The organism is Spirochaetota bacterium, from assembly GCA_035477215.1.
Taxonomy (GTDB): domain Bacteria; phylum Spirochaetota; class UBA4802; order UBA4802; family UBA5368; genus MVZN01.
In genome coordinates, this window is sequence record DATIKU010000032.1 from 38,601 (window position 1) to 61,986 (window position 23,386).

Annotated in this window: 19 protein-coding genes; 12 read left to right on the forward strand and 7 right to left on the reverse strand. The window is 56.2% G+C overall.

What is annotated here, in order from left to right; translation table 11 throughout:
- Nucleotides 1–103: 103 nt before the first annotated feature.
- Nucleotides 104–4,414, reverse strand: a complete 4,311-nt coding sequence (locus VLM75_07370) for an acyl-CoA dehydratase activase (protein ID HSV96738.1) — start codon at nt 4,412–4,414, stop codon at nt 104–106.
- Nucleotides 4,415–4,475: 61 nt separating this feature from the next.
- Nucleotides 4,476–5,267: a restriction endonuclease subunit S gene (locus tag VLM75_07375; GenBank protein ID HSV96739.1), complete on the reverse strand. Its 792-nt coding sequence runs from the start codon at nt 5,265–5,267 to the stop codon at nt 4,476–4,478.
- A gap of 152 nt (nt 5,268–5,419) precedes the next feature.
- Here VLM75_07375 and VLM75_07380 point away from each other — a divergent pair, with 152 nt between their 5' ends.
- The 11 genes from VLM75_07380 to VLM75_07430 all read left to right on the forward strand — a co-directional run bounded on the left by VLM75_07380 (nt 5,420) and on the right by VLM75_07430 (nt 17,361).
- Nucleotides 5,420–6,241: a nitroreductase family protein gene (locus tag VLM75_07380; protein ID HSV96740.1), complete on the forward strand. Its 822-nt coding sequence runs from the start codon at nt 5,420–5,422 to the stop codon at nt 6,239–6,241.
- A gap of 2 nt (nt 6,242–6,243) precedes the next feature.
- A complete protein-coding gene (locus tag VLM75_07385) occupies nt 6,244–6,897 on the forward strand; it encodes a haloacid dehalogenase-like hydrolase (protein ID HSV96741.1) in 654 nt (217 codons plus the stop codon).
- A 93-nt stretch (nt 6,898–6,990) separates the two neighbouring features.
- Nucleotides 6,991–8,361, forward strand: a complete 1,371-nt coding sequence (locus tag VLM75_07390; protein HSV96742.1) for an MFS transporter — start codon at nt 6,991–6,993, stop codon at nt 8,359–8,361.
- 277 nt (nt 8,362–8,638) lie between these two features.
- Nucleotides 8,639–10,870, forward strand: coding sequence for an inorganic phosphate transporter (locus VLM75_07395; protein ID HSV96743.1), 2,232 nt, complete (start codon nt 8,639–8,641; stop codon nt 10,868–10,870).
- Between the two features lie 208 nt (nt 10,871–11,078).
- Nucleotides 11,079–11,420, forward strand: a complete 342-nt coding sequence (locus VLM75_07400) for a GIY-YIG nuclease family protein (protein HSV96744.1) — start codon at nt 11,079–11,081, stop codon at nt 11,418–11,420.
- Nucleotides 11,421–11,756: 336 nt separating this feature from the next.
- On the forward strand, nt 11,757–12,221 hold the full coding sequence (locus VLM75_07405; protein HSV96745.1) for a transposase: 465 nt from the start codon (nt 11,757–11,759) through the stop codon (nt 12,219–12,221).
- Between the two features lie 237 nt (nt 12,222–12,458).
- Nucleotides 12,459–13,034, forward strand: coding sequence for a 2-oxoacid:acceptor oxidoreductase family protein (locus tag VLM75_07410; protein ID HSV96746.1), 576 nt, complete (start codon nt 12,459–12,461; stop codon nt 13,032–13,034).
- Nucleotides 13,031–13,324 (forward strand): pyruvate synthase subunit PorD, encoded by a 294-nt coding sequence (porD, locus tag VLM75_07415; GenBank protein HSV96747.1) that lies wholly within the window; start codon nt 13,031–13,033, stop codon nt 13,322–13,324. The genes VLM75_07410 and porD overlap by 4 nt, the downstream gene beginning before the upstream one ends.
- Entirely contained in the window at nt 13,324–14,502 is a 1,179-nt protein-coding gene (porA, locus tag VLM75_07420) for a pyruvate ferredoxin oxidoreductase (GenBank protein ID HSV96748.1), read from the forward strand. The genes porD and porA overlap by 1 nt, the downstream gene beginning before the upstream one ends.
- A 43-nt stretch (nt 14,503–14,545) precedes the next feature.
- Nucleotides 14,546–15,469, forward strand: a complete 924-nt coding sequence (locus tag VLM75_07425) for a thiamine pyrophosphate-dependent enzyme (GenBank protein HSV96749.1) — start codon at nt 14,546–14,548, stop codon at nt 15,467–15,469.
- 323 nt (nt 15,470–15,792) lie between these two features.
- A complete protein-coding gene (locus tag VLM75_07430) occupies nt 15,793–17,361 on the forward strand; it encodes a methyl-accepting chemotaxis protein (protein HSV96750.1) in 1,569 nt (522 codons plus the stop codon).
- A gap of 109 nt (nt 17,362–17,470) precedes the next feature.
- Here the strand turns inward: VLM75_07430 and VLM75_07435 are convergent, their stop codons facing one another.
- Together VLM75_07435 and VLM75_07440 are read right to left on the reverse strand one after the other, a co-directional pair.
- Nucleotides 17,471–17,875, reverse strand: coding sequence for a hypothetical protein (locus VLM75_07435; protein HSV96751.1), 405 nt, complete (start codon nt 17,873–17,875; stop codon nt 17,471–17,473).
- Nucleotides 17,876–17,924: 49 nt separating this feature from the next.
- Nucleotides 17,925–18,257, reverse strand: coding sequence for an NfeD family protein (locus tag VLM75_07440; protein HSV96752.1), 333 nt, complete (start codon nt 18,255–18,257; stop codon nt 17,925–17,927).
- A gap of 304 nt (nt 18,258–18,561) precedes the next feature.
- Here VLM75_07440 and VLM75_07445 point away from each other — a divergent pair, with 304 nt between their 5' ends.
- Nucleotides 18,562–19,533, forward strand: coding sequence for a bifunctional phosphoglucose/phosphomannose isomerase (locus VLM75_07445; GenBank protein ID HSV96753.1), 972 nt, complete (start codon nt 18,562–18,564; stop codon nt 19,531–19,533).
- A gap of 79 nt (nt 19,534–19,612) precedes the next feature.
- Here the strand turns inward: VLM75_07445 and VLM75_07450 are convergent, their stop codons facing one another.
- Genes VLM75_07450 through VLM75_07460 form a run of 3 tightly spaced genes read right to left on the reverse strand, consistent with a single transcriptional unit; the run spans nt 19,613 to nt 23,385 of the window.
- Nucleotides 19,613–20,089 carry a GNAT family N-acetyltransferase gene (locus VLM75_07450; GenBank protein ID HSV96754.1) on the reverse strand — a complete coding sequence of 159 codons (477 nt, stop codon included), beginning with the start codon at nt 20,087–20,089 and terminating at the stop codon, nt 19,613–19,615.
- A gap of 4 nt (nt 20,090–20,093) precedes the next feature.
- On the reverse strand, nt 20,094–21,734 hold the full coding sequence (locus VLM75_07455; protein HSV96755.1) for an FAD-binding oxidoreductase: 1,641 nt from the start codon (nt 21,732–21,734) through the stop codon (nt 20,094–20,096).
- A gap of 22 nt (nt 21,735–21,756) precedes the next feature.
- Entirely contained in the window at nt 21,757–23,385 is a 1,629-nt protein-coding gene (locus VLM75_07460) for a glycerol-3-phosphate dehydrogenase/oxidase (protein ID HSV96756.1), read from the reverse strand.
- Nucleotide 23,386: the final 1 nt, after the last annotated feature.

A 23,386-nucleotide genomic window follows, 5' to 3' on the forward strand; every position in this document is an offset into this window, starting at 1 on the left:
ATGGAGGCCCCTCGGAAAAACGGTTACTTTAAGGCCTGGAAGGGTGAAAGCGTAAAGGGGAAAAGCCTCAATGGCAAGTAAAAATTGGCGGTGCGGTGTCGCCTCAGCTCCCGTTTTCCATCCTGCTCAGAAGCGAGCGCCTCCCGGATTCGGGCTCCACGAGCGACGACACCGCCGGGTCTTCCCTGAGGCGAAGGACGTTCAGCATGAAGATGTCGAGCTTGTTGACGATGGAAGGCGGCAACAGGTTTCCGTCGATCTCGACCGACATCATGGGATAGTGCCGCTCCCGGGCCCACGGGGTGAGTATCCCCTCGATCACGCGCCCGATCAGGCAGGCGAAGGGCGCTATGTTCACGACCCCCGAGTACCCGTCCATCATTGCCGTCGCCGCCACGCCGCTCGAGACGCTTATCTCGGAATGGAGCTCGTCGCTGACGAAGTATTTTTCGGCGTTTTCCATTATTCGATCCATGTCGTGCGGCGTCTCGGGCACAAGGCCCGTTTTTTTGAGCACGGACCCCACCTTGTGCTCCACGCGGTGCTTGTACATCTCCTCGAGCTTCCAGGCGACGAGCTCGCGCAGTTCCTTCGAGAACGGCCGCCGGTACCACGGCAGGAGCCCGTATCGCTTCCTGATCTCGTGGCGGCGCGTGTAGTCGCAATAATAGACCCACTCCGTAATCCCGGAAACCTTGCCGATGATTCCGCGCGAGCTGAAATGCTGGATGAGCTCGTCCACCGCGAAGTCGTCGCGCCGAACAAATATCTCGCCCACGATCAACACCCGCGGGCACTCGTCGATCGTGCGTTTGAGCGGGATGCGCGCGATCTCCGCGGCGATCGCGTCAAGTGCGGGAAGCACCCGGGCAACGTCATTCTCGGCGACCGAGATGAGCCGGTGCCACAGCTCGTCGTATTTCCGCATCGCCTCCACGGGATCCTCCGCGCAGGCCCGTAGAGAGGTCTCCACGTCCTTCATGTAGTCGCTGATGACAAGCCCCCACCACGCGTGCTTCGAGAAGTCCGGACCCAGATCGTTGTACGAGTTGTCGGAATCGAGCGTGATGACCACCACGTTGTCCAGACGAAGGTCCTTGAAGAGGTTCTCGTAGAAGACGAAATACTGCCCGGTACGGCAGGGGCCCGTGGTCGTCGGGACGAAAAGCAGGTAGATCTCGTCCTTGCGGTAGCTTTCCGAGCCGAAAAAGCGCAGCGCCTCGCCGAGCACCAGGTGGGAGGGCAGACACTCCTTGCCCGAGGCGTGATTGCGCGCCAGCTGCAGCGTCGGCGTGTCGGCGAGCGGCATGGCCTCGGCGCTTATTCCCGTCGAGCGGAGCGACGCGGCCAGGAGCTCCGTGGAGAGACGGCCCATGTTGGCCAGGAGAAGTCTTATGCGCGGGTTGCCCCTCAGCGGCATCCTCTCACCGGTCGAAAGACGCTTCACGTAGAGGCCGTCCCTCTCCACGATGAAGCGCAGTCCGTTGTCGAAGCGCTCGGAGGCTATCTCAGTAAACTTGCTGCGATAGCCCTCGATGATATCGAGGAAAGCCTCGACGCGCGTATCGACGCCCGCATCGGCCGTGTGCGAATCGAGCTCGAGCACCAGGAAGGGCTTGGTGCCCATGTTCCACCTGAGGTAATGCAGCATGAACGAATCGGGCGCGCACGAAAAGTTCGTGATATACGTGACGAAGATGTTGTCCTCGTTTTTAACGAGCTTGCTCGCCTTCATATTCTGCTGGCCGTAATACCAGTACATGTTCGCGAAGATGTCCTCGCTCTCGAAGGGCAGGATGTCGAAGGGGATGATGGTACAGCCGCGCGAGGTGAACTTGCGCGGGATCCCCATGTTCGCGTCGGGGGTGAACGCGTTGTAAGGCCTGCCGAGAAGCGCGATGACCGGCCGCTTCGAGCGTCGCGCCTCGTCAAGCGCCTCGCGTCCGAGGGATGCCGCCTTCTCCGCGTATTCACGCTGTTTCCCCAGCGCCGCTGCGAACGCCGCGCGCACCTCTTTTTCATCGAAACCGAGCGCTTCTCCAAGCGGGATGAACGGCTCGATCGCCTTCTCCTCTCCGTATTTGAAACTCACCACCGGGGAGAGGACGCGCGCGTCGGAAATCTCCGGAAAGGCCTGGCGGATATAATACGGCAGTCCCTGCGTGATGGGGCAGAAGTTGGCGTGGACGTCGCTTTCGTAGCTCTCCATGTCCCGGAAGTGCGGCAGGAACAGGAAGTCGGGCCGCGCGTCGAACGCGGCCTGCACGGCGCCGTGGGCGATTTCGGCCGGGTAGCAGTATCCGCTCTCAACCCTCGCCACTCCGCACGCTGAGATCTCGCTCGAGAGCACCGAGCGCGCGCCGAGTTCGTGGAAGAAGTGCGAGTAGAACGGCCACAGGGTATAGACAGAGAGGCAGCGCGGGATGCCAACGGTGTACTCGCTGCGCTTTCGAAGCGTTGCCGGATCGGGCGCGCATTCCACGAACATGAGGTCGTTTCGGCGCTCGATGTAGTCGGTCACCGCGGATTCGTCGAAGGTCTTCTTCTTTCGGATGTTTGCGTACTTGTTGCACCGCCCGCCGAACATGTGTCGATGGCCGTTGACGACGAGCACCCTGATGGGACAGTAATTGTCGCACGCCTTGCACTGGAATTCCCGCTCGTTCACGATCTCGGTGGCGAGGATCGCGTCCAGATCGTAGCTCCCCTTTTCGAGGAAGCCATCTGAAAGCTTCTGCGCCGCGAGCAGTCCCACGCCGAAGCACCCCATGAGCTCGGGGTCCGGCGGCACGAGGATGTTTTTACCCAGGAGCATCGCGAAGGCCAGCGGCACAGCCTCGTTCTTGGCCACACCGCCCTGCAGCACGATGCTGTTTCCGATGGTGCGGTTGCCCACCACCCGGTTGAGATAATTCGATACGATCGAGGTCACGAGCCCGGCCGTTATGTCCTCGCGCGAGGCCCCCTGCTGTATCGCCTTTCGGATATCCGAGTTGATGAAGGCCGAGCAGTGCTCGCCGAACTTGAGGGGCCGCTCGGCCGTCAGCGCGACCGGCGCGATCTCGTGCGCGTGCTCGATATTCAGGTCCCCCCTGCACGATTCCTCGAGGAACGAGCCGGTGCCCGCCGAGCAGGCCTCGTTCATGGCATAGTCGATGGGCACCCTGTTTTTCAGCAGTACGTATTTGGCGTCCTGGCCGCCGATCTCGAAGATGGTGTCGATGTCCGGCTGGTAGTAGGTGGTCCCCACTGCGTGGGCGATGATCTCGTTGTACACCGCCGGCGTCTCCAGAAACACGCCCAGTATCTCGCGCGAGGAGCCGGTGGTCGCCGCGAGGCTTATCCGGACCGGCGCTTCTCCGATGTCCTCGCGGATCTGTTTCTTGATCTCCTCGATACACTGTTTGAGCGCCTTGACGGGATCTCCGTGAGTGCGACCGTAATACGATGCCGTTATTTCATCGGTCTCGATGTCGATGAGGCAGGCCTTCGTCGTCGTCGAGCCGCCGTCGACGCCGAGTATGTATTCGCGCCCGGCGCGCACCTTCGTCTTGCGCGACGGAATGAGGGTCACCCTCCCCTCGGCGGATTTGAGGCTCGTAAAACGGGCGAACTGCACGCTGTGCTCGCGGATGAGCCCGTCGGACGGTGGAAGGAGGCTGCCGGTCTCGCGCGCCAGGAGCGCCGCGCCGTACGCCTCGAAGAAGGGCGCCGTTCCGGGGACGACGAATTCCACGTCGGGAAGCTTTTCGGACAGGAAGGCCAGTATGTAGGGATTTCGCGTTACGCCGCCGGTGAGCATCACCCGGCCTCGCTCCATGCGGGCCCTTTTAAGGAAATCGGCCACCTTGATCGCCATGACGTTGCTGAGGGAGAGGATGATGTCACCCTTGGTGGCCTCGCCCTTGTTGAGGCGATGGGTGCAGTCGCTCTTCATGAATACCGAACAGCGCGCAGAAAGCTTGTAAACCTTACAGTCGGGCCCGACGCGGTCGACCGCGTCGAGCCCCAGGTCCATGCGCCCCAGCTGCTGCTTGAAGAACTCACCCGTGCCGGATGCGCACTTGTTTCCGGAAAAGCTCGTGATGATCCGCTTCTCGTCGTTGATGGTGTAGACGACCAGGTCCTCCCCGCCGAGGGAGACGACCGCGTCGACGTTTTCGTCGATGTCGCGAAGCGCCGCCTCCACGCAGAGCGGCTCGATGACGGTGGCGACGTTCAGTAGATAGCGTCCCTCGGTCCCGGTCGCGAGTGCGCGCACGCCCTCCGGTATCGTTCTGGAAGCGATAATCTTCCTCAATGTTTCAACAAAATTTCCCTCGTGCGGCACGACGTCGCTCCACAGGAGCGTGTCGCCGTCAAACATGACCGCCTTGACGTTCGACGAGCCTATATTAATGCCCAGGGTGCGCATGACAATTCCTCCACCGATACTGCAATGGGTGTACGCAAATAACCGTAAAAATGTCTATTATTTATTCGTCTTCGGCGCTGATAAAGTTGCCCCGGACCGACCGAACCTTTGTGAGCGCGTCCTCGCCGGCCACGATCTCGCCGGAGAGGGAGAGCAAAATATCTGCGATCCGCTTCTGTTCCGGAAGGGGCGGAAGCTTTATGATGAGGCGCCGCAGCATGTCGAGGTCGATCGCCATCTCGCCGCTTCCCGCGTTGAGCGTGTAGAGGACACCCGACTGGAAGTAGGAGTGCAGCACGGTATTCAGAAAGAACGGTTCGCACTGCGCCGGGTCCGCTGAAAGCCGAACGCATCCGGGCCCCAGTATGCCGCCCGGAAAGAAAACAGGCATGATGGCGCACGCCCCCGCGTATTCGCCCTTCACCGCCATGACGATTTCGGACCCGGCGACGGCATACCCGCCAAGCTTTTTTGCCCTGTCCTTCGCGACCGCGCCGCAGCGCTTCTCATGCAGGCGAAGCGACCCGATGCTCTCGGGGATGATGACCGGAACCGTCGCCGCCCCCTCAACCGGTTCCGGAAGGGAGGCCGGTCCTTCCACGATCTTCCGCCCGGCAAGCACTTCCTGAAGCGGCACCACCCGCCACGATTCGGGAATGCGGCCCGCCGGGCCCTCCTTGAACCGCGAGTGCCCTATGCCGTCCGCAAGCAGCCGCTCCATCAGGCGGTGTTTGTACTCGAATATCCTGCCGATCAGCTCCTCGATCGAGCGCACCGCCGCGTCGGCGGCCTCGATCACCTCCCCAGCGTCAAGGGCCGGCTCGTCCCCGATGTCCATCAATTCATCGTCCATCAACCGACCCTCCCGTATAACTACCGCGAACGCACACCTTGCATGATAGCAGTGTGCGCGTATGCGTCAAGAGATTTCCAACAGCGTTTTTCTGCTTGATTCCCCCCTTCCCCGGGTCAACACTGCGTGGAAATTCATACTGGAGACTGAGAATGAAGCTATTCGTCGTTGATGACGTCCGATGCACGCGCTGCGGGGCCTGCGTCGAGGAATGCCCCGCCCGCATCATAACGCTCGCCGACCGGCGCTCGCTTCCCGAAACAGTCCCCGGCGGCGAGGAGCGCTGCATCACCTGCGGACACTGCGTCGCCGTATGCCCGCACGGGGCGCTTTCGCTGGCCGCCATGCCCGTGGAAAACTGCCCGGTAATAACAGCCGACCCCTTCAACCCGGATCAGGCCGAACTGTTCCTCCGCGCGCGACGCTCCATCCGCGCGTATAAAAAGCAGCCGGTAGACCGCGCGACGATCGGGCGGCTCGTCGACATGGCCCGCCACGCACCCTCGGGCCATAACTCGCAGCCGCTCGAGTGGCTGGTGGTGCATACCGGGGGCGAAACGCACCGGATTGTCGGACTCGTCATCGAGTGGATGCGGATCATCCTGCGCGATTTCCCCGAGCAGGCCCGTGCCGTCCACATGGACCTTATCATCGCCGGCTGGGAGATGGGCGTGGACGCGGTGCTCCGAGGAGCGCCCCACCTCGTCGTATGCCACGCGCCGAAGGACAATATGATGGCGCGCTCCGCCGGCGCGATCGCGCTCGCCTACCTTGAGCTCGCCGCGCCGACGATGGGACTGGGCACCTGCTGGGCGGGATTCTTCGACGCGGCGCTCGGCTTTTACCCGCCGCTCGCGGAGGCGATCGGTCTTCCCGGAGGCCACGCCGGCTTCGGCGCCGTAATGCTGGGGCACCCGCGCCATCGCTACCACCGTCTGCCGCTGCGCAATCCTGCGACGATCACATGGAGGTAACGATGCCGCCGCACGAAGTGCCCCTTTTTAGCCGCGCCGTCTTCTGCGATTTCGACGGGACCGTAACCTCCGAGGAAAGCTTTCTCGGCATGTTCCGGCGCTTCGCTCCGGAGGTGTACCGCGAAGTGGGGCCGGAGATGCATGCCTTGCGTTTGACCATCCGCGAGGGCGTACGACGCATTGTCGATTCGATCCCCTCCGCGCTCTATGCGGAAATACTCGAGTACGTCCGCACCATCCCCATCCGTCCCGGCTTTACGGAACTGCTCGACTACCTCGACAAAGTGCGCGTGCCCTTCGTCATCATCTCAGGCGGACTGCGCGGCATGGTCGAGTCGCGCCTTGGTGAACTCTCCGCTCGTGTCCACGCCGTCCACGCCCCCGACGTGGATATATCCGGCGAGCGGCTACGCGTTTTTTCAGATTTCGAGCGGGGCGGCGAGCTCATGGCCAAGGCCGACGTCATCGCGCGCTACGCCCCGGTGGAATCCGTCTGCATCGGCGACGGTCCCACGGACCTTACCATGGCGCAGGCCGCGGACCTCGTCTTCGCTCGCGACGGCCTTGCGCGCTTTCTCGACCACATCAATAAGCCCTACTTCGTCTGGAGCGATTTCCACGACGTGCGCGCGGCGCTCGAGGAACGCTGGGAATAAGGCGCGCATGTCGTGGTGAAAAATCCTTGCCATAACGCCCGGCCGTGGTAGCATTGCTCGGCGCCATCACCCCCGCCCCCCGGAGACACCGGCATGAAATCCACCGCACAACAGCGCGCCGCTCTCGTCATCGCGACCCTCGCCGCCTTTATCACTCCCTTCATGGGTTCGGCCGTCAACATCGCTCTTCCCGCCATAGGGGCCGAATTCGCGATCGATGCGGTGCTCCTCAACTGGGTTTCTACGGCGTTCATCCTGGCCTCGGCGATGTTTCTCGTTCCCATGGGGCGGTTGGCCGATCTGCGCGGCAGGAAGCGCGTCTTCATGGCCGGCATGGGCATCTATACCGTTGCATCGATTCTGGCTTTGTGCGCCGGCTCGGCCTCAGCGCTCATCGCCTGCCGCATAACTCAGGGGATCGGCAGCGCCATGACCTTCGGAACGGGGCTTCCCATCCTCATCTCGGTCTTCCCGCCCGAGCGGCGCGGCCGCGTACTCGGCATCAATGTCGCGGCCGTGTATCTGGGGCTTTCGATGGGACCCTTCCTCGGCGGGCTCATCACACAACACCTGGGCTGGCGCTTCATCTTTCTCGCCACGGTACCGATGGGCATCGCAATCCTGGTACTCGTGCCCGTTTACCTGGAAGGAGAATGGGCGGAAGCGAAGGGCGAGCGCTTCGACCTGGCCGGGTCCCTCGTCTACGGCGCGGGCCTTGTCGCGCTCATATACGGCTTTTCGCGCCTGCCGTCGACGCCGGGGATCGTCCTTTCGCTCGCGGGCGCGGCGGCGCTCTTCGCCTTTTACCGGATCGAGGTCACCGTCGCCTCGCCCGTCATGAACATGGCGCTCTTCAGGGACAACGTCGTATTCGCGCTGTCGAATTTCGCCGCGCTCATCAATTACAGCGCCACTTTCGCTTCGGGCTTTCTGCTCAGCCTCTATCTGCAATACATCAAGGCCATGACCCCCGACAGCGCAGGGATCGTCCTCGTCGCCCAGCCGGTCGTCATGGCCCTCCTGTCGCCGCTCGCCGGAAGCCTCTCCGACCGCATCGAGCCGCGCATCGTCGCCTCCATCGGCATGGCGCTGACGACCGTTGGGATTTCATCCTTCATTTTCCTCGACGCCGACACGCCGCTTGGCCTCGTCGTCTTTGGCCTTGTCGTACTCGGCCTCGGTTTCGCGCTCTTCTCCTCGCCCAACACCAACGCCGTCATGAGTTCGGTCGAAAGCCGCCACTACGGCGTCGCCTCGGGCACCCTTGGCACCATGCGCCTTACAGGACAGATGTTCAGCATGGGTATCGCCATGCTCATCTTCGCCCTGGTGATGGGCAGGGTACCCATTACTCCGGAGCATTACGGACAATTCCTTGCGAGCGCACGAATCGCCTTCACCATTTTCTCGGCCCTGTGCTTTGCGGGAATTTTCATGTCGCTGGCACGCGGGAAGGTGCGGTGATCCAATACACTTCCCCGGGCTGGGAATTTCCATGAATATCAGGGAAATTCCGTTCCTCACGGGGGGCCATAAAATTTAAATTCTCCGCAATAAAATATTATGAAAAAAATCATGGGAGGATATACCGTTGCAATCGGAGAGGGCCGTCGCTTTGGCGGGGCAAAGATTATTATTTCTCTTTCATCAAGATTCTTCACCCTGCAATCAGGGTTTCGGATTGTCACAATAGTTCAGCAGCAAGGCGATTATATTATTAGATATATTACGAGAGGTTATAATGGATTTCTTTTATTTCGCCGTGGTGGTTCTTATTATCCTCGCCGTGGCAGACCTGGTAGTTGGGGTTAGCAATGATGCCGTAAATTTCCTAAATTCATCAATCGGATCGCGGGTCGCACCGCGTTTTGTGATCATGACTATTGCCAGCCTGGGTATAATTGTCGGGGTCACCTTTTCAAGCGGGATGATGGAAGTCGCAAGGAAAGGGATCTTTCATCCGAATTTTTTTACAATGCCCGAACTGATGGTGATATTTCTTGCTGTCATGATCACCGACATCCTGCTCCTTGATCATTTCAATACATACGGCATGCCCACGTCGACAACGGTATCCATAATATTCGAACTGCTGGGGGCCGCGGTAGCTGTTTCCTTTCTTAAATTGACCCAGGCAGGCCAGGATATATCAGGCCTGGGGCAGTACATCAATACCGGCAAGGTGCTGGCCATTATTTCCGGCATCCTGCTGTCGGTCGCCGTGGCGTTTATATGCGGTTCAGTGATCCAGCTGTTCAGCAGGCTCCTTTTCACGTTCAAATACCAGAAACGGATGAAATATTTCGGTTCTGTCTGGGGGGGGCTTGCTTTGACAATGATTTTGTATTTTGTCCTGATAAAAGGGGCGAAGGGGTCCTCAATCATAAATCCGGAAACAGCGGCGTGGATACAAACGCATACGGCAACGATTATGCTTTCATGTTTAATCGCGACAACAGCGATATTGCAGATTATCATCAGTTTTACCCGAATTGATATACTGAAAATCATCGTTTTGTCCGGTACTTTCGCCCTGGCTATGGCTTTTGCCGCAAACGACCTTGTAAATTTCATCGGCGTGCCTCTCGCGGGATTCTACTCATACCGGATCGCCAGCGAAAGCGCCGATCCGCTCAACGCATCAATGGAAGCGCTCCTCGCTCCAATAAATACAAACACCCTCATTCTTCTTGCCGCAGGCATCGTCATGGTGGCAACCCTCTGGATTTCCCGCAAATCGAGAACGGTCACCGAGACCGAAGTGAGCCTCAGCCGTCAGGACGAAGGTTTTGAGCGCTTTGAGTCTACGGGGATTTCGCGCATAACAGTCCGTTTCTTTTCAGGTCTTATTGATATCGTTAAATTGACAATCCCGCCGTCCTTTAGAAAAAAAATTTCCGCGCGGCTCGAAACCATCGAAGCCGATACTGTCGAAAAAAATCCTGTTGCACCGCCCTTCGACCTGATACGGGCTTCGGTTAATCTGATGGTCGCAAGCGCACTCATCTCTCTTGGTACCGCATACAAGCTGCCCCTTTCAACCACCTACGTAACTTTTATGGTCGCGATGGGATCGTCACTGTCAGATCGGGCGTGGGGGCTCGACAGCGCCGTATTCCGTGTGACCGGCGTTTATACGGTAATCGCGGGTTGGTTTTTTACCGCATTTGCCGCATTCACCGTTTCCATGGTCTTCGCAGCCATTATGTTTTACTCGCTGATTCCAGGTTTTATTATAATACTCCTTCTTTCCCTTTTTATAATCTGGAAAAACCATCAAAAACATTCCGAAAGGGTTAAAGAAAAGGAAGGCGTTGATGTATTCAACCTGAAAAAAATAACGGACAGCAATTACGCTATAGGCTGCACATTTGACCACAACGGCATTTTTCTCGGCCAGATTGGCGCCAGTGTCACTGAATGTATTGACTCGCTGAGCAGACAGGATCTTGCAAAACTGCGTTCGCTGACAAGGGACAAGAAAAAATTTCAACTCTGGGCCAATGTCATCACGGCCAATGTGTTCAAGACCCTCAGGTTTCTTAACAAGGAAGAAACGCTGAAATCCCTCAACTACGCTCAGATTATAACCATGCTTCAGGACATCGCGGAGGCTCACCGCGACATCGTAATGCGCAGTTATACCCACGTAAGAAACCATCATAAACCCTTGCTTGATGAACAGATCGCGGAACTGAATCAGTTGAAGGATATATTATCCAATCTGCTGGAATCTGTTTCGGAGATGCTCATAAAAAAGCATCATACGGATGAAAACGCGTATTCCGACATTCAGCGGAAGTTAAAGGCCTTGTTTAAGGAGTTTGATAAAAACCAGATCAAGCGCATCCAGAATAATGAATCCAAAACAAGGCTGTCCATGCTGTTTTACGGAATAATGGGGAATATGCAAAAAATTTCGGATCACACGTTGAATCTGATCCGGATTTACAATATTACGTTTACGCGTTAAAAGATATCATGCAGTACAAAAATTGAGTTGCCCATAATGCTGAAAATATTGGGAAAACCGTAAATTTGAATATCATGGTAATTTTTTTACTCCCGGGAGCGTTTTCCGGGACGTATCATTAGCGAATATGGGAATTTATCGGAAATCATTCATATCCGTATGATAGCCATCGAAATTTCCGGATTCCGCGCGCTGCGCTCATAGGCCCATGGAAAAGGACTACTATGTATACATGCTCGATTGCGAAAACGGCGCACTCTACACCGGATACACCACCGACATCGATCGCCGCATTCGCGAACACCGCGGAGGCAGCCGCCGCGCAAAGTTTACGGCGGGCTTCAGGCCCGTGCGCGTGGCCGCGTGCTGGAGACTTTCAGGAACCCGCTCCGACGCGCTCCGGGTGGAGGCGTTTATAAAAGCCATGAGTCGAGCGGAAAAAGAGGCGCTGGTAGCGAAGCCGGGGGAACTGTGCGCACTGGTCGCGAATGGTCTGAACGTCGACGCGTCCGTCCATCCCGAAACTGATGCAATGGACATATTGGAGTGACCCCCTAAAACCGTTAAGTAAAATCACTCATTCGAGATGCTTTTATCAGGTTATTCATGAAGACAACCGGACGCCTGAGTCTAAGTCGTATATGCGGGTCGCGACAGGGTGTCCGGCGAGGGGACGTCCCCCGTCGCCATACGAATATCATCCGAGTCGGGCGGGACATGTTCCGATGAAATTTCTCGAAGGATTCAAGGGATACCTGCAGACCGACGGATACCCGGCGTATAATTCACCGGCGGCGAAATACGGGATCGTTCATGTCGGATGCTTTGCGCACGCGAGAAGGGAATTTCATAGAGTCTATGATCCAACGATGTCTTCGTTGAAAAAATAAGATCGGCCGTAACGCCGGTGTTGGAAGAACTTCATGAGTTTCTCGTTCGGGTAAAAGAAATCGCAACCCCGTCGAGCCTTGCCGGAGGGGCCGTGAATTACACGCCGAACGAATGGAAAAAGCTCATTCGGTATCTCGACCTTGCGTGTATGACTCCGGACAACAATGAGATTGAGCGTTCGATCAAGTCTTTCGTCATCGGCAGAAAAAACTGGATGTTTTCAAACACGCCACGCGGGGCCCATGCCGGCGCCGGGATGTACTCGCTGATTGAAAGCGCGAAAGCGAACAGGCTCGATCCGTATTTATATCTGCGTTTCTTATTCGAGAAATTTCCTTACGTCCGCGGCGACAGGGATAAGCTTGCCGGGATCCTTCCGTTTTTTGTCTCTCCGGATGATATCAAGCTTAAAGATTGGCGCGTAAAACGGCGGCGAATTGAAACATGTTCCGAATTTTAGAGAAAATGGCCAAGGGTGGGTTTCTCGCGGGGAAATTGACGCTTACGTAAATACTATCACGATACTCTATGATGTTTTTCGCATCGGAAAATTTAGAATATGGCAAAATATTGACTTAAAAATTAGAGGCTTTTGTGATCACACTTAATATTTTGTTGACAATGAATGATACTAGTTTTTGATGGCACACATTGTCGAAAATGTTTGACTCACTATAATATTCTGACAGGTGAAAATATGAAAAATTTAATTGAAATAAGGTGGCATGGAAGAGGAGGACAGGGCACTGTTACGGCAGCAAAGGTTTTTGCTGATGCGTGTTTGAGCGGTGGACGTCATATTCAGGCGTTTCCTGAATACGGGCCTGAAAGATCAGGCGCCCCTCTTAAAGCCTACAACCGGATAAGCTCGGAGGCGCTCAGAAAACACTGTCCTGTTTTAAATCCTGATATTGTAGTCGTTGTTGATTCAACACTTCTCGATGGAATAAATGTCGCGGAAGGAACCCATGCCGATACGGTTTACCTTGTTAATACCAATAAATCTGCCGATGAAACAAAGCAGAAAATAGGTTTGAAAGACAATCAGAAACTATTCTGTCTTGACGGAACACAGATCGCGATTGATTCAATCGGAAGGGCGCTGCCTAATTCAACAATGGTCGGCGCACTTGCGAAAATTTCATCAATGCTTTCACTAGACAAAGCTGTCGACGGAGTAGAACGCAGTTTTGGTAAAAAATTTTCGAGAGCTGTTATAGACGGTAACCTTAGTGCTGCGAAAAGAGGATGGGAGGAGGTAAAAGAGGTATGAAAATACGGGGATGGAAAGATTTAAACGAGGGTCCGGTGATTAAAAATCCCGGAAATTCAATTCTTTATAAAACAGGATCATGGCGCAGCTTCAAACCTGTATTTCTGAAAGAAAACTGCACTGACTGCCTCCTTTGCTGGCTGTACTGTCCTGATATGTCAGTGGTAGTTGAAAACGGACAGATGCGGGGTTTTAATTATGATTATTGCAAGGGCTGCGGGATATGCGCAAACGAATGCCCTGGAAAAAAACGGCAGAAAGCGATTGTAATGGAGCAGGAGGGAAAATAATGAAAACAATCTCGGCTGTAACGGGAAATGAAGCCATTGCCGAGGCAATGCGGCAGATAAATCCTGACTTTAGTGCTGTTTATCCGATAACGCCTCAAACCGATCTGATGCAGAAATTCTCTTCCTTCCATGCTGACGGTTACGTTTCAACAGAAGTTGTACTGGTAGAGAGTGAGCATAGCGCTATGAGCGCATGCATAGGCGCCGCGTGCGCCGGAGGCCGGGTTGTCACTGCCACAAGCGGCCCCGGGCTCGCTTTAATGTGGGAGATGCTTTTTGTCGCTTCAGGAATGCGTCTGCCTATAGTGATGCCTGTTGTTAATCGGGCCCTGTCAGCTCCTTTAAATATTCATGGAGATCATTCAGACGCGATGGGCGCGAGAGATTCAGGATGGATACAGATCTGGTCGGAAAACGCCCAGGAGGCCTATGATAACATGATCCAGGCTTTCAGAATCGCTGAACATATGGATATACGCCTTCCCGCAATGGTTTGCTATGATGGTTTTATTATCAGTCACTCAATAAGCAGAGTTGAATTTCTATCGGATGAGACCGTACAAAAATTCATCGGTGACTTTACACCTACTAATTCACTTCTTGATATTGAAAAAGTTGTAAGTTATGGACCCCTCGTTCTGACTGATCAATACCATGAATACAAAAAGGTGCAGAATGACGTAATATCTTCAATAGGTGAAATCGTTCTTAAAGTGGCAGATGAATTCGAAAAAGTATCGGGAAGAAAGTATAGTTTATTCGACAGTTACAGGCTTGATGATGCTGAAATCGGGATAGTTATTCTTAACTCGGCTGCCGGTACCACCAAAGATGTTATTGATGAGGCACGCAAAAAAGGCATAAAAGCCGGCCTTCTCAAACCGAGATTTTTCAGACCGTTTTTCTATAATGAAATAGCTGAAGCTCTAAGCGGATTAAAGGTTATTTGTGTAATGGACAGATCTGACTCATTCGGCGCCTTTGGACCATTATATACAGAAATCGCCTCGAGCATGTTTCACATGAAAAATAAACCGGTTTTAATCAATAAAATTTATGGTTTAGGCGGAAGGGACTATCTGCCGGTACACGCGGAAATGGTTATCGACGAGCTGTCTGAAATAGCCGAAACCGGGATTGTAAACCATTATAAAGAATACATCGGTTTAAGAGAATAAAATGTATGAATGATTCATTAATTACTATGATCAGGAGAAAGAGATGAGAGGATCGATTAAATTGAAAGATATATCGGAAAAAGAAATATTACTGGCATCCGGCCATAGAATGTGCTCGGGTTGCGGGGCGGCCATAGTTGTAAAAATGGTTCTGCTTGCCAGTGATTACCCGATAGTAGCATGTTCTCCAACAGGATGTCTTGAGGTAACAACCTGCATATCAGACTACACATCATGGAAAATACCATGGATTCACTCCGCCTTTGAAAATGCGGCTGCCACAATAGCAGGCGTTGAAACAATGCACAGGGTACTGGTTAAGAAAGGAAAAGCCCGTGAGGATATTAAATTTATTGTATTCGCGGGCGACGGCGGAACATACGACATCGGTTTTCAGAGTCTCTCAGGCGCGATGGAAAGAGGTCATGATATATTATATATATGTTATGACAATGAGGCTTATATGAATACCGGGACTCAGCGTTCGAGTGCGTCACCCCTTGGCGCTGATACATCGACATCGCCGGCGGGAGATGTAATACCCGGGAAAACCCAGCACAGGAAAAATATGACACGAATAATGGCAGAACATAATATACCCTATGCCGCACAGGCCTCTCCATCTCATTATAATGATCTTATGAAAAAGATCAGAAAGGCTCTGGAGATAAAAGGGCCTAAATTCATAAATATCTTATCACCCTGCAACAGGGGCTGGAGATCAAATTCAAATGACGCGATTGAACTTTCAAAAATTGCCGTTGACAGCTGTTATTGGCCCCTCTATGAGATTGAAAATGGGAAAACCACAGTAAATCATATTCCAAAAGAGAAAAAACCTCTTAGGGATTTTTTAAAGCCTCAGGGGAGATTTTCTCATTTATTTAAAGAGAATAATATTCATCTGATCGATCAGCTTCAGAAAAAGATTGATGAAGACTGGAATAGGCTTTTACAAAGCTGCTGATTTTAAGATCTGTTGAATTATACAAAAAAAGACGCCGGTTGTAACTCGGCCGGCGTGTCGTTATTTCAATAAAGAATGCCTCTGTGCGTTGCAGAGTTCGTCCGCTTCCGCGTCCAGCATCGAATTCAATGTCTCTTCGATGGTATTTTTACATATTACCCCAAATGAGCCTTGATCTTTTCCTCGTTGATCTCTATTATCTTACCAGTAATACAAAGTCCCCCTCTGATTTTAAAGTGTGTGGGAACTCTTTATTTATCAGATCGAGGACTTTTTTTACTCAAATGTGAGAAAGATATTATACGTTATCCAAGGGAGACGCCATGAGCATACTGCACCCCATCAATTCCTTTTTTCTCCGTCGGTATTTTTCATCCTCATACCTTATACAGAGAAAGTCCCAGACGCTCCTGTACATGCTCCTCTCCCTGGTTTTCCTGCTACCGTTGATGATTCTCCTGATTGTGATATTCCTGGGGATGGTGCAGTACCTCCAGGCCCTTATCGTCATTACCATTATATTCACCTCGGTGCTCGTGGCACTCGCGTTCCTGAAAAGCGGCAGGTATCACTTCGCGGCCAATATCCTGATTTTTGTCATCTCAATAACCCTGACCGTCGGCCTCATGTCGAAGCTGATACACTCCCCGCAGAACGGCTACACGTCCTACATCTATTTCATGACGGCCGCCATGGTCATGGCAACGGCATTCTGCACGCGAAGGATCGTCTGGACGGTGTCCCTGCTCTTCCTCGCGGCGGATATCGTCTTCTTCTTCCTGGTCCGGGACCGGCTCGATCCGATAAGCCTGGGGGCGGCGAATGTGGGCGTAATTAACAGCAGCTTCTCGCTGGTGTTTATAATCATTCTGTCCCAGCTCATTCTCTCCCTAACCGAAGGAGCGCTGAAAAAATCCGAGGATGAGAAAAACGAAAAAGAGGAGCAATACCGTCAGATATCCGGCCTTCTCGCCTCGGTCAACGATTCGGCCGGAGAGCTCGTCGGCGCCTCGCGGGAACTCTCATCGGCCTCGATGAGCTTTTCGGAAAACTCCCAGAGCCAGGCCTCGGCCGCCGAGGAAATCATGGCGACCATCGAGGAGGTATCGTCCAGCAGCGACACGATCGCCGATGGAGCCGACAGGCAGGTTCAGAACCTGGACGAGCTCGTCGCCAAGCTCGGAAAGCTTTCGGGAACAATGAGAGAGATGAGCGAAAAAGTCAAAAAGACCCGCGGAACCGCCGAGAACATCTCCTCCCTCGCGAAATCCGGCGAGTCGACGATCAACTCGATGAGCGAGGGAATGGGCAAGATCGGCGAAAGCTCGGGCAAGATGACCGACATCATCGGAATCATCAACGACATCTCGGACAAGATAAACCTGCTCTCACTCAACGCGGCCATCGAAGCGGCGCGCGCCGGCGAAGCCGGCCGGGGATTCGCGGTCGTGGCCGACGAGATATCCAAGCTCGCCGACCAGACCGCGTCCAGCCTCAAGGAGATCGGCACCCTGATCAAGCTGAACACCGACGAGATCGGCAAGGGCACGCAAAACATGGGAACCTCGGTGAAGGTGATCAGCGAAATCATTCGTGGCGTGAACGATATTGACGGCATGATCGATGATATCGCCCGCTTCATGGAGGTGCAGGAAGGCATCAACGGCGAGGTCAACGCCGACGCCGGGCGCGTGAGGGCGCGCTCCGACGAGATCAGGGTATCCACCGGGGAGCAGAAGACAGCGGTCTTCGAGATCGTGCGCTCCATCGCGTCGGTCAACGAGATCACCCAGAAGAACTCGATCGAGTCAGACAACCTGCTTTCGCACTCAAACCGGGTGAAGGGAATGGCCGACAGTCTGAACGACCAGGTGCGCTCGTTCGCCACGTGAGGCTCCACGTTCACCGCCGCACATGGAGGAGATCATCGCGGCCCGTGTGTCCGTCCATACGACCTCCGCCGACGGAGGGGAATGAACGGTCGTTGCCGCCCGGGAATCGTCATTCCTTTACCATCCCCCTGAGCCGCGCCGCGATCAGCGGGCAGACAAACATGAACGCGAGCCCTATCGACATCAGGCCGCCGTCGAACGGGTCGTACTCGGCGAGAATACGCTCCCACGAATACCCCCTGCCGTACAGACCGATGACCGCCTCGAAGATGAAAGTGAGCACCGTCCACAGCGCACCGACGCCGAGGAGTTCCCCCACGCGTCTGGCCCGCATCCACTTTGCCAGGAGCAGGGTGATGAGCAGTATGATGAGCGCCCCCACCGGCATGCCGACCCGGGCCGACCGCATCTCGCCCAGCACGGGCACCAGGAAAAAGGCCCGGAGAATCCCATGCAGCGTCTCCGCCGCGATAATGATCAACCATACGCCGAGCGCCCTCATGATTATGCGCACGCCACACCTCCTTTTACTCTTCGGCCGACCGGGTGCATGCCACGCCAGTTTACAGCCGGCTTACCGTATCGGTCTCGACCTTCAGAACGAGCCCCTCGCGATCGGCGACCGTCACCGCCTCTCCCTTCGCGACAGGCGCATGGCCATCGCCAACGCGCGCCCGCCACATCTCCCCGCGCACCAGGACCAGCCCCTCCGGGGCGAGCTCGCGAAGCGCGACGCCGCGCTCGCCGATCATCGAAAGCGAATCGGCCTCGGGTCGCGTGTCGTAGGCGCGCCACAAAAGCGGCAGCATGGCGATGTCCGACAGAACGACAAGCGCGATGATGACGGCTTTCACCTGCGCCGGTATCGGCACTATCCGGTCAAGATAATAGAGCACCACAACCACCATAACGATCGACGGTATCTGCAGTAGCGCGTAGCGGATGACCGCGTGTCGTGGTATGCTTCGAAACTTCTTTAGGATTGCATTGCCTCCGGAATATCGTTTTCGCGCGGACGTCCGTTGCGATCCGGACCGTACGCCCGGCCGATAGTATCGAACGATCCATCGCTGTCAACATGATTAGAACTACCCGCGGTCATTGCCATTATCCGCCCGCATTAATCTCTTGAAAAACGCCGCGCCTGCGCGTACATAACCCACATCACGGCCGCGCGGCCGAACACGCGGAGGAACACCAATGACCGTCGACACGTCCAACATGCGCCAGGTGCTCGTCGATTTCCCAAAGCAGTGCGCCGAAGCGCTCACGCTTTCCGAAGCCCTATCGGCACAAGGAACCTTCTCGAAAATCCTCGTCCTCGGCATGGGCGGCTCCGGCATCGGCGGCGCGATCATACAGGCGCTCCTTCGCGACGGCACGGTCCCCGTTTTAACCTCGAAGGACTACGACGTCCCCGGCTTCATCGGCGCCGACACGCTCACGCTTGCGGTGAGCTACTCGGGGAACACCGAGGAGACGCTTTCGGCGCTCGAAAAGGTAAAAGCGCGCGGCGCGACGACCGTCGCCATCACCTCCGGCGGTGCGATCGCCTCGCAGGCCGGCACCGTCGTCCTCGTACCCGGCGGACTCCAGCCCCGCTGCGCCGTGGGATACCTGCTCCTTCCGGCCCTCCGGCTTCTTTCCAACTCTGGACTCACCGCGCTCGGTAAAAAGGATTTTTCGGACATGATGGATACGCTCGCCGACACCGCCTCCTACGAGCGAGAGGGAAAAGCCCTTGCCGCGCGCCTCTACGGCCGCGTCCCCGTCATCCATACCTCCGAGCGGACGGCCCCGGCCGGGTACCGCTTCAAGTGCCAGATCAACGAGAACGCCAAGCACCCCGCATATCACCATGTGTACCCGGAGCTCTGCCACAACGAGCTGGTCGGCTTCGCCGGGATGGAGCGCGAGCGCTTCATCGTCGCGACGATGCGCGACGGGCTCGACCACGAGCGCGTCGTCCGGCGCATGGACGTCTGCGCGAAGCTCTTCGGCGAGACGGTCGATGTCGTGGAGATTACCTCCCGCGGCGAAAGCCCGCTCGCGCGCATGATGTCGCTCATCTGCCTCGGCGACTGGGCGTCATACGAACTCGCCCTCTTGAAGAAACTCGACCCCACGCCGGTAACGCTCATCGAAAGTCTGAAGAAGACGCTGAAGGATTAAGGAACGTACTGACACATCTGGCGGGTCATTATACCGGGGATCAGGCGAGGGCGCGGTTCGTACCGCGCCCTCGCGGTCATCAAAGCTGATAAAAGAAAATCTTCGTCGGGTTGCCGTCGTTGTCCACGGCGTCCTCCATGTACTGCCAGCCGCGGTTGCCGTAATAAATCGCGAGGTCCAGCCCTTCCTCGTGGCCCAGGAACAGGTAGAGTTCCGGGTAGCCGAGGCTTCGTGCCTTTTCTATCACCGCGTTCACCAGCTGCTCCGCGATCCCGCGCCGGCGGAACTCCGGCACCACGTACAGCGAGGCGAGCCAGGGATTGAGGTCCTTGCGCGACCAGAGGTCGTCGTTCTTGAGCGAGATCATGCCCACCGGCATGTCCTCCTCGATCGCGACGACGGCCGCCGGCACGCCATTGCCGGCGGCGCGCTGGCGATAGGCCTTGATGATAAGGTCGTAGCCGATGGGGCGGCTCCGGTACCACAGGTTGTACGACCAGTACGCCAGCACCGGGGCGTAGTCGGGGCACTCGGACAGGGGCTTGATCAGCGCCATGGGCTCACCGTTTGAGCCCCAGCGTGCCGCCAGGGTTCATGATGCCGCGCGGGTCCAGGTAATCCTTGATGGCGAGGATGAGATCGTGGGCCGTGTCGCCCAGTTCCGCGCGCATCCAGGGCCCCATCATCTTCCCCACGCCGTGATGGTGCGAGAGCGAACCGCCGCTGGCGTGGATGGTGTCGATGAGCCCCCTGTGGTAGCGCGTGAAGTCCTCGATGTCCCTGCCCTTCCTGATCGGCGAGAGGAAGGTGAAGTACAGGTTTGCGCCGTTCTCGTAGACGTGCGAGATGTGCACCATGCACACTGTGTTCGGCCGCGCCTTCAGGTACGAGCGCGTCGCGTTCCACACCTGCATCAGGTTCTCCCAGCTCACCGCGGTCTCGAGCGTATCGGTCATGAGACCCAGGTCCATGAGCGGCTCGCGCAGGTATGCGCTCGAATAACGCTGTTCCAGCCATTTTTTAGTGGGCCCCGCGCCGAGCGAAAGCCCGCCGTTTTTCTTCGCCACGGCCTTAATCTTTCCGGCAACGAGCTTCGTGTAGTCGGCGTCGCCCTCCACGGCGACGAACATGAGACAGCGCTTCATCGGTTTGTAGCCGAGGAGGCGCAGCGCCCGGTCGGCCGCCGAGCCGTTCATGCCCTTCATGGCGAAGGCCACGTCGGTCTCCTCCGGGTCGGAGATGCGAAACAGGTGGGGCTTGCCGAACTCGCCCTGCATTGACTGCCGCATGGCCGCGACGGCCGGTTCGAAATCCTTAAAGAGGAACGAAGCGTACACGGTGTTGTCCGGGCGGCAGGCGCGGATCTTCATCGTCACCTCGGTCACCACGCCGAAGGCCCCTTCCGAGCCCATGATGATCTGGTCGATGTCCGGACCGATCGCCGCGGCCGGATAGTCCTTCGTTACAATCGTCCCGCGCGGCGTCACCACGCGCATCGATAGCACCATGTCCTCTATTTTACCGTAGCCGGTAGACGCCTGTCCCGCGCCGCGCGTAACGGCCCATCCGCCCACAGAGGAGTGCTCGAACGACTGCGGAAAATGCCCGCAGGTGTAGCCCGTGCCGTAACTGTTAAGGTGCTTTTCGAGTACGGGGCCGAAGATGCCCGGCTGCACGGTTACGCTCGAGTTCTCAACGTTAACCCGCACCACTTTGTCCATGTGCCGCGTGAGGTCCAGCGACACGCCGCCTTTGGGAGTCTCAACGCCTCGCGTCACCGACGAGTGGCCGCCGAACGGCGTAACGGCGATCTTTTTATCGTTACAGAACTTTACGATCTTCGCGACGTCGGCCTCGTCGCGGGGATAGACCACGGCATCGGGAGGATTTTCGACCATGCCGAGGCGGAGCTTGACCAGGTCCAGGAAAAACTTCCCGTACGAGTGATACGCCCGCTCGAAATCGTCGGTTGAGACGTTCGCCTCGCCGACGATCCTTTTAAGGGATGCGAGCAGAGCGGGGGCAAGCCTGCATTTCTTCGATAGCTTAACATCCTCATCGCCGGGCATGTACCGCTCTGAAAGGTCCCCGGGGCTCAGATTGAATGTCTTCGCTATATACTCGAGCATACCGTGGCCGATCACTTCGTCGTGGTTCGGGTCTCCCCATTTCAGAATATTGCGGTAGTTTTTCTGGTTCATCTCATCTCCTCCGTTCTATCAATCATCGCGGGACCGCGAGCGTCTGTTTCGCAGCCGCGATCTCTTTTTTAACACGCGCCTCGTCCCATTTCAACTCTTTCGCCGCGACTCGCGCGATCTTCTTTAAAACGGCCTCTCCCGGATCGCCAAGCGTCCCCAGGCCCGTGCGTCGCATGAGGATGTCGGTCAATGTCTTCGCCATCTCGTTGCGAATGCCGTAAACGACCTGGGCGCCGATCTCGCCGTCGGCGTTCAGCGGCACGGCGAGCGATTTATCCGCGCGTGCAATGGCAAGCACCCTCGGATACTCGGTACCATAGTTCATGGCCAGGCAGCGCACGGTGCTCTCGCGGAAGTCCGCATTGCCCTCAACCGCCTCCGCAACGAAGCGCTCCATGTCCTCTATCTCGCATCCCGCAAGGTATTCGTTGTCCGTGCGCGAGGGAGGAAGCGTCCTTTTCAGCTTCACCTGCACCATCTTGAGTACGTTCACGGCCAGGTTACGGCTGGTCGTCAACTTGCCGCCTTCGACGGTGATGAGCCCGTCGAGCCCCTCGAGTGCGTGGTTGTATATCTCGTATTTGCGCGAGGTCGCGTAGGTGCCCTCGGTCTGATCGTCCACGAGAGGCCGAAGCCCCCCGTAGGCGAAAAGAACGTCTTTTATCGAAACTTTTCCGTCACCGAACGACCGGTTGATCTCGGAAAGAAAATCTTCAATTCCCTCTTTCGTCACGCAATAATCATCGGGATCTCCTTCATACTCTTTGTCGGTGGTGCCGATGAGTGAGTGGCCCCGCCAGGGGATGATAAAGAAATGCCTCCCTCCCGGCGTCATCATGGTAACCGCCCGGTCGGTCAGGCTCCGTGTAATGACGTGGATTCCCTCCGAGCGTCGGATGTGGTGCAGGTCCTTGCCGTTCTTCGACGCGTTGAGGATGATGTCCGCCCACGGGCCGGCGCAGTTGATCGTAAGCTCGCCCCGAATCTCGACCGTTTTATTCTTAATAAGATCGCGCACCCTGACGCCCGCTACCCGTTTGTCATCGTGATAGACGAAATCTTCAACCTTCGAGTAGTTGGCAACCTTCGCCCCCAGCTCCGTGGCCGACTTGATAAACGCAAGGGTTAAGCGTTCGGGCGTGATGCTCTGGCAGTCGTAGTACATCGTCGATCCCGTAAGGCCGTCCTGCCTTAGACCGGGGGCCATAGCGAGGGTCTTTTTGCGCGAAAAGGTCGAATGGTTGGGAATGCGCTTGCTCCGGTCCCAGGTCCATTTTTTATCGAAGGCGAGCACGTCGTAGATGGTGAGCCCCAGCATAAGCACGTACTTGTTGTTTTTAAGCTTGTTGTAATTGGGCACCATGAACGGGATTGGATACACGAAGTTGGGCGCGATGTTCGAGAGGATGCGCCGCTCACGAAGCGACTCGCGCACAAGGCCGTATTCCAGATAAAACAGATAGCGAAGCCCCCCGTGAATGAGCTTGGAGTTCGCCGCGGAGGTTGCCCAGCCGAAGTCGTTCTTCTCGACCATCGCCACCTTCAGCCCGCGCGAGGCGGCATCGTAGGCCACGGCCGCACCGGTGATTCCTCCTCCGATTATGACGATATCGAACAACTCGCCCTTGTGTTTCTCGATGAATCGTTCCATC

Excerpts from the sequence above, each read along its gene's own strand:
- VLM75_07425 (HSV96749.1), top strand. The coding sequence starts at position 14,546 with ATGAGAGGATCGATTAAATTGAAAGATATATCGGAAAAAGAAATATTA.
- VLM75_07380 (HSV96740.1), top strand. The coding sequence starts at position 5,420 with ATGAAGCTATTCGTCGTTGATGACGTCCGATGCACGCGCTGCGGGGCC.
- porA (HSV96748.1), top strand. The coding sequence starts at position 13,324 with ATGAAAACAATCTCGGCTGTAACGGGAAATGAAGCCATTGCCGAGGCA.
- VLM75_07395 (HSV96743.1), top strand. The coding sequence starts at position 8,639 with ATGGATTTCTTTTATTTCGCCGTGGTGGTTCTTATTATCCTCGCCGTG.
- VLM75_07400 (HSV96744.1), top strand. The coding sequence starts at position 11,079 with ATGGAAAAGGACTACTATGTATACATGCTCGATTGCGAAAACGGCGCA.
- VLM75_07385 (HSV96741.1), top strand. The coding sequence starts at position 6,244 with ATGCCGCCGCACGAAGTGCCCCTTTTTAGCCGCGCCGTCTTCTGCGAT.
- VLM75_07370 (HSV96738.1), bottom strand. The coding sequence starts at position 4,414 with ATGCGCACCCTGGGCATTAATATAGGCTCGTCGAACGTCAAGGCGGTC.
- VLM75_07450 (HSV96754.1), bottom strand. The coding sequence starts at position 20,089 with ATGGCGCTGATCAAGCCCCTGTCCGAGTGCCCCGACTACGCCCCGGTG.
- VLM75_07455 (HSV96755.1), bottom strand. The coding sequence starts at position 21,734 with ATGAACCAGAAAAACTACCGCAATATTCTGAAATGGGGAGACCCGAAC.
- VLM75_07445 (HSV96753.1), top strand. The coding sequence starts at position 18,562 with ATGACCGTCGACACGTCCAACATGCGCCAGGTGCTCGTCGATTTCCCA.
- porD (HSV96747.1), top strand. The coding sequence starts at position 13,031 with ATGAAAATACGGGGATGGAAAGATTTAAACGAGGGTCCGGTGATTAAA.
- VLM75_07375 (HSV96739.1), bottom strand. The coding sequence starts at position 5,267 with ATGGACGATGAATTGATGGACATCGGGGACGAGCCGGCCCTTGACGCT.
- VLM75_07430 (HSV96750.1), top strand. The coding sequence starts at position 15,793 with ATGAGCATACTGCACCCCATCAATTCCTTTTTTCTCCGTCGGTATTTT.
- VLM75_07410 (HSV96746.1), top strand. The coding sequence starts at position 12,459 with ATGAAAAATTTAATTGAAATAAGGTGGCATGGAAGAGGAGGACAGGGC.
- VLM75_07460 (HSV96756.1), bottom strand. The coding sequence starts at position 23,385 with ATGGAACGATTCATCGAGAAACACAAGGGCGAGTTGTTCGATATCGTC.
- VLM75_07390 (HSV96742.1), top strand. The coding sequence starts at position 6,991 with ATGAAATCCACCGCACAACAGCGCGCCGCTCTCGTCATCGCGACCCTC.